This is a genomic window from Aminobacterium sp. UBA4987 (genome assembly GCF_002396985.1).
In the GTDB taxonomy this organism is placed as follows: Bacteria; Synergistota; Synergistia; order Synergistales; family Aminobacteriaceae; genus Aminobacterium; species Aminobacterium colombiense.
This window is the reverse complement of the sequence record NZ_DGZF01000009.1, coordinates 532,889-544,239: the sequence shown is the minus strand read 5'-3', so window position 1 is coordinate 544,239 and position 11,351 is coordinate 532,889. Positions and strand designations below refer to the sequence as shown.

The following is an 11,351-nucleotide window of genomic DNA, read 5'->3' as shown; positions in this document are numbered from 1 at the left end:
CAGAAAACCTTTCAGTGTTACTCTAAAGGCTCAATGAGCCCAAAACCACCGTTTTTCCTTTTATACACCACATTAACTAAACCAGTCTCTACGTTTTTGAAAAGAAAGAACTCATGGCCCAGAAGCTCCATCTGCATTGTCGCCTCTTTGGCCGTCATAGGACGAAGAGGAAACCGTTTGGTCTTCACTATCTCTTCTTCCGCTGGGAGCAACGGCTCAGTTTCCACAAAGCCCTCGAGATTAAAGGATATATCACGGGTCCGCAACAGGGCCCTGTCTTTGAGATAATCGTTATGCCGTTTGATCTGACGCTCAATATTCTTCAAAGCCTTGTCAAAGGCTTTTCGCATATCAGGAGCACTCTCCTCGCTTCGCATAATCACACCATTCGCGTTGGAGGTAATTTCAACGTTGTGCATCCCGCGACCGAAACTCACAAGCACTTGGTTATCAAGGATCCGGTTAAAAAACTTGCCTAATTTCGAAACCTTCTCCCTCATGTAACTTCTGAGCTCGTCGTCAATTACAGCATTTCGTGCTACAAAGCGTACGTCCATATACATCCCTCCAATCTTGCTCTATTCCTGTTTATTCTAACATTGCCCCATGATATGAGCAATAAACAAGCACTGGCTGACTTAAGAAGCAGAGACCAGTATAATATCCTATACAGTGACTTACTATAAAAATCAGGAGTTGATATTCTATGCATATTTCCCAACGGGCAAAGAGAATGGAACCCTCCGCGACCCTTGTTGTCACAGCAAAGGCTAAAGCACTCAAACGGGAGGGAAAACCTATAATTTCCTTTGGTGCCGGTGAACCGGATTTTCCTTCTCCTTCTTCGGCTCTGCGATATGCAGAAGAGGCAATGGAAAGAGAGCAAACCCACTACACCCCCGCAGCAGGCATTCCTGAACTTAAGGAAGCTGTATGTTCATACTACAAGAATCACTTTGGACTTACATACGAAAGCAATCAGGTTCTTGTAGGGGCAGGCGCCAAGCCTCTTCTCTATGAAGCCCTAGGCTGCATTGTAGATCCAGGCGATGAAGTTCTAGTTTTTACTCCGGCATGGGTGAGCTATGTGGAACAGATTCGCCTTTTTGAAGGAAAAGAAGTGCTCATAGACACATCAAGCACCGGGTATGTTCCCAACCTCGACGTAGTACGCCAAGCCATCACTCCGCGAACACGATGCATGATGCTCAATACGCCAAACAACCCTACCGGCGCTATCTACGACGAGAAAACCCTTAAAGGACTCGCGGAACTTGCCGTGGAAAAAAACATTGTCATCATCTATGACGAAATATATGAACGCCTTGTCTATGGCCATGCCAGACACCACCAGATCCTCAATCTTTGCCCAGAAGCCAAAGATTTGACCATCATCGTAAACGGCGTAAGCAAGGCCTTCGCCATGACTGGCTGGCGCATAGGCTATGCTCTCGGCCCCACAGAGATAATAGCCACTATGGGCTCTTTTCAGGGGCACCTTACATCCAATGCCTGTTCTGTGGCCCAATGGGCGGCGGTGGGAGCCCTTCGAGAGGCAAACAATGATGTAATCGCCATGCACAATCAATTCAGCAAACGGAAAGACCTTGCTGTCAGTCTTCTTAAAGATATGCCGCTCATCAAGTTTCAGGAACCTCAGGGCGCCTTCTATGTATGGATCAATATAGAGAAGACCTTTGGCAAAAAACACGGGAATACACTTATCACAGATGATAGCTCTTTCTGCTCAGCCCTTCTCGACAGCAAGTATGTAGCGGGCGTACCAGGAACAGCCTTTATGGTGCCTGGATATATGCGCATCTCCTATTCGAACTCAACAGAAGAAATTACGGAGGGAATGGGGCGCCTCAAAGAATTTCTTGAGGAAATTAAATAAACTGAAACCATAGGTTCGCAAATAGCGTGAAAAAAGATGGGGCAGGAGCTTTCTCAAAAAAGAGGGTCCCTGCCCTTTAATTATTATGGGTTTACCACATAAAGCGGTTGCCGTCCTTCCAGAGCATCAATCAAGTTTTGCGCGGCAAGGCGGCTCATGCCCCCCCTGGAATCGTACGTGGCACTTCCCATATGGGGCATAACTGTCACGTTCGGAAGGGTAAGGAGGGGCTCATCCAAAGGTACCGGCTCCTTTGCAAAAACATCGAGGCCTGCAGCCCATATCCATTTTTCTGACAAAGCCTTACACAAGGCCTTTTGATCCACCACCAGGCCGCGGGAAGTATTCACCAGAATCGCTGTAGGCTTCATCATTTGCAGCTCTCGCTCTCCAATGAGGCTGCGCGTTTCATCCTTCAAAGGGCAGTGAAGGGTCACATAATCAGACGTTTGAAGCAATTCATCAAGTGAAACCCTCTGGGCTCCCAACTCTTTTTCCGCCGCTGGCTTCGCAGATGGATTATAGTAACAGATGGACATGCCAAAACCCTTTGCCCGCCTGGCCACTGCTTGCCCAATTTGTCCAAAGCCCACAATGCCAAGTTTCTTGCCAGCTGTATCCATTCCAAGCCACATATCCGGATACCAGGTAGTCCACTGGCCTCTCCTCAAATACTCGCTGCACTCCACGATGCGGCGCGCTGCTGCCAACAACAAAGTGAAAGCCAGATCAGCAGTGGCGTCAGTTAAAACATCAGGGGTATTGCAGATAATGACCCCATGACACTTTGCCGCTTTAATATCGATATTATCAAATCCTACCGCGTGCTGACTCACAACTTTCAGTTTTGGAGCATGGGAAAAAAGCTCGTCGTCAATTGCGTTTGCCGGCATTGAAAGAAGCCCTTCCACGTCCTGAACCTCCCGTAACAGAGTTGCGCGATCTGGGGCTCCCTCCCCTCTCCACATTTTATAATCCACATGTCCATTGAGAAGGTCCATTCCCTCTTTTAAAATCCTTTGGGTGACATATACTTTAGGCAAAGCCAATAAATCCACCTCCTAATTATTCGCTAAAGGTTATGGTAATATTCTAGCAGGTAAAACATTTCACATTTTCACCTTTGCCCATATCTGCTGACTGGTCAGACATTTCTTTATCCCCTTTGGGGATGATGTTATCCTGTTTGATGACACAAATGTACTTTAGCTCATTGAATTTTATAAAAGTATGGATTATACTTCCCACTGTTCTTATCATATTAAAACAATGAAACAGGAGGTTGTAAAACCATGGCTTCATGGCTTGAAAAACGTTTTAAAGTGCGGGAAGCAGGAAGTGACGTACGTACTGAAATTTTGGCGGGGATAACGACCTTTATGACAATGGCGTATATTATTTTCGTCAATCCAAGTATTATGGAAAGTGCAGGAATGCCTTTCGGTCCCGTAATGACCGCCACATGCCTCGCAAGCGCTTTTGCCACTCTTCTCATGGCATTCCTAGCCAACTACCCTATTGCTCTTTCAGTAGGCATGGGGCTTAATGCCTTCTTTGCCTTCGGAGTAGTCCTTGGAATGGGGATCAGCTGGCAAACCGCCTTGGCCGCCATATTCACTGAAGGCGTCATTTTCATACTCCTTACATTAACACGTCTTCGCGAAGAAGTGGTCAACGCCATCCCAACATCCCTAAAGATAGGCATCTCTACAGGTATCGGCTTGTTTATTACATTTATCGGCCTTCAAAGCGCTGGCATTATTGTTAACAACGATGCTGTTCTGGTGGGCATGGGCAATTTGAAAACCCCCACTGCCCTCTTAGCCATCCTTGGCTTCTTCATAATGGTCACCATGGAAGCGCGGCGAATCAGAGGAGCAATCCTCTGGGGCATACTCATCATTACTGCGGCAAGTATCCCACTGGGTGTTACAAACATGCCTGGCGGCCTTATTTCCGTGCCGCCATCTATTGCCCCCATATTCGCAAAACTTGACTTTTCTTCTATTCTGAACCCCAACTTCTGGATAGTTGTCTTTACCTTTTTCTTTGTAGATTTCTTTGACACAGTTGGAACCCTTGTAGGCGTAACCCACAGAGCAGGAATGCTCGATGCCGAGGGTAACCTTCCCAGAGCAAAAGAAGCTCTTCTTGCCGACGCTATTGGAACCGCAGCCGGCGCCATTCTGGGAACATCAACAGTTACATCATATGTAGAAAGCGCCAGCGGCGTAGAACAAGGAGGCCGGACAGGTCTCACCGCTCTTGTAACGGCAGTCCTTTTTATTTTAGCTCTCTTCTTCAGCCCATTAGTTGCCATTGTTCCCGCCTGTGCTACGGGCCCTGCCCTTGTTATGGTTGGCATCTTTATGATGATGAGCTTAAAACAATTTGATTTTACCGAGTGGACAGACCTCGTTCCAGCCTGTATCGCTATTTTTACTATGCCATTCAGCTACAGTATTGCGGCAGGAATCGAATTCGGAGTAATCAGTTTTGTCATAGTAAAGTTTTTCACCGGGCGCAAATATCAAATCAGTCCCATGATGGTCTTCCTCTTTGTGGTATTTATCCTCAAGGAGATATTCTTTTAACAGACTGGCTATCAACTAGCTGTTGCGGTTTCAAAACTGAAAGGGATAACAAGGGCCCCCGTCGATCGATCCAGTATCTCGACGGGGGCCCTTGAAATAAAAACAGTGAATCGAGGCTAGTCTCCCTCAATAATTTCTTTTTCTTTCACTTTAAGCACTTCGTCAATCTTTTTGATGAAGTCGTCTGTTATATCCTGAACATCTTTTGTATATTTCCTCTGTTCGTCCTCGCTGATAACAGAATCTTTCTCCATCTTTTTCAGTGTGTCGTTTACTTCCCTTCGAATGTTACGAACAGCGATCCTGGCCTCTTCAGCGTATTTTGATACAACCTTAGAGAGCTCAATACGCCGTTCCTTTGTTAGTTCGGGAAGGGTAAGACGAATGTTCTCTCCATCGTTCTGGGGATTAATGCCAAGAGAAGATGCCTGAATGGCCTTTTCAATCCCTTTAAGAATAGACCTATCAAAAGGAGCAATCAGAATTTGCCGCGCTTCAGGAACGGAAACTGTCGCCAACTGCTTAATGGGAGTCTGGCTTCCATAGTAGTCAACCCTGATGTCGTTTACCAGACCTGGGTGTGCTCTACCTGTTCTGATACTGATAAATTCCTCTTTGAGATGCTCGATGACCTTCTCCATTTTCTCACTCATGGTTTTTATAGCTTCTTTAGGCACTGTATACTTCCTCCTCCCCTGTCGAAACTATTGTTCCAATCTTTTTCCCATCAACCAGAAAATTATGTAAATTGCCTTTTTTAAGGACATTAAGAACCACTATTGGAATACGGTTTTCCATACACAGGGAAAAAGCCGCCGCATCCATTATTTCGAGCTGCTGCTTTAGAGCTTCCATGTAGGTAATTTTATGCAAAAGCACAGCATCGGGGTTTTTTTCCGGATCCGCACTATATATACCATCTACTTTCGTCGCTTTCAACAAACAATCTGCGTCAACCTCCGCCGCCCGTAGGGCAGCAGCCGTATCTGTGGAGAAATAAGGAGACCCGGTCCCCCCCGCAAAAATAACAATCCGTCCCTTTTCAAGGTGCCGAATGGCCTTTCTTCTTATGTAAGGCTCCGCTAGCTGCCTCATCTCAATGGCTGTCTGTACCCGGGTGGGCACCCCCAGCTTTTCAAGTACATCCTGCAATGCCAGAGCGTTTATGACCGTAGCCAGCATTCCCATAGAATCAGCCTGAGCTCTCTCTATGCCCATGGTTTGAACATCTCTGCCACGAAGCATATTACCGCCGCCAACAACCATGGCAATCTCTACTCCCGTACGTGCTACTTCTGCAATTTCTTCACAAATCGAATGTATTGCTTCTAAATCAAGACCGAAACTTTTCGAGCCGGCCAATACTTCTCCAGAGAGTTTTAGCAACACCCTTTTTACCATGGCATACCCCTCCAACAGAATATTAAGGCAAAAAAAAGGCGAGGTCTCTTTTGGCCTCGCCCCTGTAATTATTACTCGCCGATCGCGAAACGGGCGATTCGTCCTACTTTAATGTTCTCACCCAGTTTAGCAATATGTTCGATTATAAGATCGTTTATTTTTTTATCGCCATCGCGAATATAGGCCTGATCAAGAAGGCATGATGTTTCAAAATACTTCTGCACTTTTCCTTCAGCAATTCTGTCCACAATATTCGCAGGCTTGCCTTCTACAAGAGCCTGCTGCCGATAAATTTCTTTTTCTCTTTCTACAACATCTTCAGGCACTTCTTCTGAAGAAACAAACAACGGCGCGGAAGCCGCCACCTGCATCGCAAGCTCGTGGCCAAGCTCCTGGAACTCATCTGTTTTCGCCACAAAGTCAGTTTCACAGTTCAACTCCACCATTGAGGCAATCTTGGCATTGGTATGAATATAACAGAAGACCCTTCCATCCTTGGCGCTGCGGCTTGCCTTCTTTGCAGCCTTTGCTATCCCCTTCTCACGAAGATAGTCAATCGCCTTTTCCATATCACCCTTTGTTTCTGCCAAAGCGTGTTTACAATCCATCATACCTGCTCCGGTACGCTCTCTTAGTTCTTTTACTGCAGATGCACTAATCGCTGCCATGCTCAATACGTCCTCCCTTAATTATTCTTCTACTTCTTCAGTATCGTCATAAACTTCGTGGAGCCGCTCTCGCACGGAAATAATGTCTTCATCCGTCACTTCTTCCCCTTCTTCAACGACTTTCTTTACAGCAGCATCTTCACCCTGACGGCCTTCGATCATGGCATCTGCCATAAGGCCAGAAATCAATTTAATTGCGCGAATCGCATCGTCGTTACCGGGAATGGGGTAATCTATCATTTCAGGATCACAGTTGGTATCTACAATAGCTATTACGGGGATACCCAACTTCTTCGCTTCAAGAATGGCAATTTCCTCTCTCCGGGGGTCAATGAGGAACAGCGCATCGGGAACATTTTTCATTCCGGCAATTCCACTGAGATATTTCTCAAGTTTAGCCAGCTCTTTTTTAAGAAGGGCAACCTCTTTTTTAGGAAGATTGCTCCAATTATCTTCTGCCGCCATCTTACGAAGTTCTACCATGCGGGTTACACGTTTGCGGATAGTGGAGAAATTCGTTAAAAGGCCGCCAAGCCACCGCTGATTGATAAAGTACTGGCCGCTGCGCTCCGCCTCTTCACGAATAGTATCCTGTGCCTGTCGTTTTGTTCCGACAAAGAGAAGAGAACCATTATTCTGAGCTATCTCACGAACGAAAGCATAGGCTTTTTCAAGGCCCCGAACAGTTTTCTGCAAATCGATAATATAAACGCCATTTCTCTCTGTGAAGATGTATGGTTTCATCTTCGGATTCCAACGTCTCGTCTGGTGACCGAAATGGACGCCACACTCAAGAAGCTGCTTCATACTTACTACTGACATAATAACCCCTCCTACATAATTGGTTTCTTATTCCCTCCACAAACATCCCTTGGAAGTGGAACCTTCGCAGCTCAAAGGCACCCCCACTTCCATCAGTTTATGTGTGTGATATGGGCCAACGGAAAGTATATCACATTTTATGAACGCCCTTCAACTGTTGCAGAAAAAGGGTATACCCTGTATTGTTTAGAGAGTAAAGTTACTAAACAATAGTTTTCAAGGAGGATAATCCATGACTAAAAATTCCCTTATCAACAAGCTGGACAACATGTCTCCTACCGGAAAAGCAATGCTCAACAGATTGCGCCGCATAGAAGGCCAATTACGTGGCATTCAGAGAATGATTATCGAAGAAAAACCCTGCTATGAGGTTCTTCTTCAGCTCTCTGCCGCACGCAAGGCCATGCAGAAGGCTTGCATTGAGATATTGAAGAATTACATTAACCAATGCGTCCACGAAGCAAAGGATCCCGACATTGGCAACCTGGAAAAACTCATCGAGGCTCTCATCGACATAGCTCCTGCCGGCATGGTATTTACAGAAGACCAGGAGCAGGAAAAAGAAGAATAAGCTGCGTATAAAAGCGGTCTTCTCCGGGAGATCCAGCTTCCTGTGGCACCCAAAACGCTCCGCTTACTGCTGCTCCCTCCCGGGCCTGACAGGGTTCACGGTGTTTCGCCGCACAGGGCTGAATCTCCCGGAGAAGACCGCCGAAAGGTATTGTAACAGCCTTTTGAAATGCTGGCAACCTGCAGCCCCTAAAGGTCTGCCTACTTACTAAAACGCCCCATCAGCTCAGTTTTGGCAAGCACATGCCCTTCCATAGACTCTTCAAGAACATGCAATGGGGCTCCACCCTTTAGATCAAGCTCCTCATCGAGGGCGTAGAGTGTAAAATAATAACGATGCACACCTGATGGCGGTTGGGGTCCATCATACCCTGACTCACCCCAGCTATTCAGCCCCTGTCGTATGCCATCTGATGTTTCGATAGCGCGTCCCAGATCCGACGGAAGGCAGCATCGTTCAGCAGGAATATTATAAACAACCCAGTGTGTCCATGTACCGGCAAGGGCATCGGGGTCTCTGCACACAAGAGCGAAAGTGCGAGTTTCAACTGGAACTTCCTCCCAGCACAGGGAGGGAGCGCTGTTATCAAATCCTCGCCCGTGATGTCGGGGAATCATCTCTCCATGATTAAAACTGGAACTTGTAAGTTTCACCTCTTCCTTCCCCCTTTCTTTTATAAATATAATTATAGACGAGAGATATGAAAACACCATAATTTAAATTTAAAAGGTATGATTAACTGTATCGCCATGATAGAACAATTTCTTTACTTACGGAGGTGTAATAGTGATCTCTCAGGAACTAGAAAAAAAAGTGCTTTTTTATCGCCGTGATTTTCACAAATATCCCGAAACAGCTTGGTCTGAGTTCAGGACAGCATCACTTATCGCTGAATATCTTTACAAAATGGGCTATAAAGATCTACTTTTTGGTTCTTCCATCTTCGATTTCACCTCAGTTATGGGAAGGCCTGATGAAGACATCATCGACCACCACGTAGAGACAGCTATCCGGCAAGGGGCGATAAAAGAATGGATAGATAAAATGGAACGTCATCCCGGAGTGATGGCGATTCTGGATACGAAACGATCTGGCCCCACTGTAGCGCTCCGTTTCGATTTAGACGCCGTGGATATTACAGAAACAAAGGATCCGGCCCACCGCCCGGTAAAAGAAGGTTTTGCTTCGGTACATGACGGAGCCATGCATGCATGCGGCCATGATGGTCACGCTGCCATGGGACTAGGCATCGCCGAGCTTATTATAGAACATAGCAACTCTCTAACAGGAACATACAAGCTTATCTTTCAGCCCGCGGAAGAAGGGGTGAGAGGGGCTAAGGCCATGGCAGACAAAGGCATTCTAGATGATTGTGACTACTTTATCGCAGTACACCTTGGCATGTCCCACCCAACAGGCAAAGTTACTGCTGGAGCGCAAGGTTTTCTCTGCACTACTAAGTTTGACGTTCGCTATACAGGTGTTTCCGCCCATGCCGGCGCCGCTCCTGAAAATGGAAGAAACGCCCTTCTTGCCGCCTGTGCTGCCGCTTTAAACATGCATGCCATAGCACCCCATGGTAAAGGGATAAGCCGTATAAACGTGGGAGTGCTGCAAGCTGGAGAGGGTCGCAACGTCGTTCCTCCCAATGCATTCATGAAAGTGGAAACAAGGGGAGCAACTGAAGAAATAGAAACCTATATGTACAGCAGAGCAAGGGAGATTATCGATGGAGCAGCTAAAATGTACGGTGTTGAAAGTGTCGTCTATGAAACAGGAGCAGCTACGACTGCACGCAGCAGCAATAAAATAGTAGACATCATCGCCAATGAAGCCGTTAAAGTAGATGGAATAACAGAAATAGAAAAAACTGCCGCAGCAGAAGGCAGCGATGACGCTACGTGGATGATGAAACGGGTTCAAAACCTTGGCGGCCAGGCAACCTATATAATAGTGGGATCTAATCTCACCGCCGGACATCATAACAAGTATTTCGACTTCGACGAAAGGTCTCTTTTCATTGGAGTTGACCTTATATTCAAAACCCTTCAGGCCATAGCGAAAAATGGTGCCAGGTCTTGAATTTGTGCATACGTACATGGGTATGCACAAATTCAAGACCTGGCACCACAGATGTTTGCTATAATATTTACTATCACTTCTACTCCTTTTTCAAGGGCAAATACCGGTACGTATTCAAAGCGCCCATGGTAATTATGGCCGCCTGTAAAAAGGTTGGGAGTTAAAAGGCCCCGCTGCGAAAGGCTTGAGCCGTCAGTTCCCCCGCGAACAGGAACCACCGTGGGATTCACGCCCGCTTTTTTCATGGCCTTTTCAGCAATTTCAACAATATACATGGCCCCCCTGATCTTTCCCGCCATATTGTAATATTGGTCGCGCAGAGAACAACCTATAACACGAAAACCATATTTCTGCTGTAGACTAAGAATTGTCTCTTTTACAAAGGCCTTACGCTCTTCAAACCTTTCCACATCATGATCACGAATAATATATTCAAGCTCAGCTTTCTCCACATCCCCCCTGAAAGAGAGGAGATGGTAAAAGCCCTCGTAATTCTCTGTTTCCGCAGGAGTCTCCTTTTGGGGGAACATCGAAACGCATTCAGCCCCTATTAGAGCGGCATTTATCATTTTTCCCTTCGCCGTTCCCGGATGAACGTTTCTGCCATGGATGGTAATGACAGCCTTCGCCCCGTTAAAGGTTTCATAGTTCAACTCCCCCACAGGCCCGCCGTCAACAGTGTATGCGAAATCAGCGCCAAAGGCTTCTATGTCAAGGTACGCGGCCTGGTGCCCAATTTCTTCATCTGGAGTGAAACATATTTTAACAGCCCCGTGTTCTATCTCTGGATGGGCAATAAGATACTCCACTGCCGTCATTATTTGAGCCATTCCCCCCTTATCATCCACACCCAGAAGAGTTGTTCCATCTGTAACGATAAGGTCTTCTCCCTTGTAGCTTTCCAGCTCGGGGAAATCCTTTGGGGACAGCACCACGTTCTGTTCTTCGTTCAACAAGATGTCGCCCCCGTCATAATTGGAGACCACTCTCGCCTTTACATTGGCGCCGGATATTTCAGTTGATGTATCAAGATGGGCTATAAATCCAACAGTCGGTACATTTTTTTTGGCAGTATTGGCCGGAAGTGTTCCCATGACATAGGCATGGCCATCTACAGAAACATCCGTCATCCCCATTGTTTTCATCTCTTCAGCCACGTCATGAGCGAGAAGAAACTGCCCTCCAGAGCTGGGAACAAGGCCAATCCCTTCCACAGACTGGGTATCAAATGCAGTGTAATGTAAAAAACGTTTAACCACAGAAGACATATGCTCCTTCCCCCTTTTGAATGGTGCCAGGTCTTGAATTTTTGCGTA

12 protein-coding genes and 1 other RNA gene are annotated in these 11,351 nt (G+C 46.5%); 4 read left to right on the top strand and 9 right to left on the bottom strand.

Annotated elements, in window-relative coordinates; translation table 11 throughout:
- Positions 1-17 precede the first annotated feature (17 nt).
- Entirely contained in the window at positions 18-557 is a 540-nt protein-coding gene (hpf, locus tag B2U56_RS06855; protein WP_013048568.1) for a ribosome hibernation-promoting factor, HPF/YfiA family, read from the bottom strand.
- A gap of 149 nt (positions 558-706) precedes the next feature.
- Here hpf and B2U56_RS06850 point away from each other — a divergent pair, with 149 nt between their 5' ends.
- Positions 707-1,897, top strand: a complete 1,191-nt coding sequence (locus B2U56_RS06850) for a pyridoxal phosphate-dependent aminotransferase (RefSeq protein WP_286952935.1) — start codon at positions 707-709, stop codon at positions 1,895-1,897.
- 83 nt (positions 1,898-1,980) lie between these two features.
- Here the strand turns inward: B2U56_RS06850 and B2U56_RS06845 are convergent, their stop codons facing one another.
- Complete coding sequence (locus B2U56_RS06845) at positions 1,981-2,955, bottom strand: 2-hydroxyacid dehydrogenase (RefSeq protein ID WP_286952933.1); 975 nt, start codon at positions 2,953-2,955, stop codon at positions 1,981-1,983.
- 234 nt (positions 2,956-3,189) lie between these two features.
- On the opposite strand from B2U56_RS06845, the gene B2U56_RS06840 reads away from it, so the two are divergent.
- Positions 3,190-4,491: an NCS2 family permease gene (locus tag B2U56_RS06840; protein ID WP_286952931.1), complete on the top strand. Its 1,302-nt coding sequence runs from the start codon at positions 3,190-3,192 to the stop codon at positions 4,489-4,491.
- A gap of 116 nt (positions 4,492-4,607) precedes the next feature.
- Here the strand turns inward: B2U56_RS06840 and frr are convergent, their stop codons facing one another.
- The 4 genes from frr to rpsB form a co-directional block, all read right to left on the bottom strand.
- Positions 4,608-5,168, bottom strand: a complete 561-nt coding sequence (gene frr / locus B2U56_RS06835; RefSeq protein WP_013048572.1) for a ribosome recycling factor — start codon at positions 5,166-5,168, stop codon at positions 4,608-4,610.
- Positions 5,161-5,892, bottom strand: a complete 732-nt coding sequence (gene pyrH, locus B2U56_RS06830) for a UMP kinase (RefSeq protein WP_013048573.1) — start codon at positions 5,890-5,892, stop codon at positions 5,161-5,163. The genes frr and pyrH overlap by 8 nt, the downstream gene beginning before the upstream one ends.
- A gap of 71 nt (positions 5,893-5,963) precedes the next feature.
- A complete protein-coding gene (gene tsf / locus B2U56_RS06825; protein ID WP_286952928.1) occupies positions 5,964-6,560 on the bottom strand; it encodes a translation elongation factor Ts in 597 nt (198 codons plus the stop codon).
- 21 nt (positions 6,561-6,581) lie between these two features.
- Complete coding sequence (rpsB, locus tag B2U56_RS06820; protein ID WP_286952926.1) at positions 6,582-7,382, bottom strand: 30S ribosomal protein S2; 801 nt, start codon at positions 7,380-7,382, stop codon at positions 6,582-6,584.
- 232 nt (positions 7,383-7,614) lie between these two features.
- Here rpsB and B2U56_RS06815 point away from each other — a divergent pair, with 232 nt between their 5' ends.
- A complete protein-coding gene (locus B2U56_RS06815) occupies positions 7,615-7,953 on the top strand; it encodes a metal-sensitive transcriptional regulator (protein ID WP_213700041.1) in 339 nt (112 codons plus the stop codon).
- A 26-nt stretch (positions 7,954-7,979) separates the two neighbouring features.
- Here B2U56_RS06815 and ffs read toward each other — a convergent pair.
- Together ffs and B2U56_RS06805 are read right to left on the bottom strand one after the other, a co-directional pair.
- An RNA gene (gene ffs / locus B2U56_RS06810) (signal recognition particle sRNA small type) lies at positions 7,980-8,078 on the bottom strand.
- A gap of 75 nt (positions 8,079-8,153) precedes the next feature.
- Positions 8,154-8,606: a YbhB/YbcL family Raf kinase inhibitor-like protein gene (locus tag B2U56_RS06805; protein ID WP_286952924.1), complete on the bottom strand. Its 453-nt coding sequence runs from the start codon at positions 8,604-8,606 to the stop codon at positions 8,154-8,156.
- A gap of 133 nt (positions 8,607-8,739) precedes the next feature.
- On the opposite strand from B2U56_RS06805, the gene B2U56_RS06800 reads away from it, so the two are divergent.
- Positions 8,740-10,035, top strand: a complete 1,296-nt coding sequence (locus B2U56_RS06800; protein WP_213700043.1) for an amidohydrolase — start codon at positions 8,740-8,742, stop codon at positions 10,033-10,035.
- Between the two features lie 32 nt (positions 10,036-10,067).
- Here the strand turns inward: B2U56_RS06800 and pepT are convergent, their stop codons facing one another.
- Entirely contained in the window at positions 10,068-11,303 is a 1,236-nt protein-coding gene (pepT, locus tag B2U56_RS06795; protein ID WP_213700044.1) for a peptidase T, read from the bottom strand.
- Positions 11,304-11,351 lie beyond the last annotated feature (48 nt).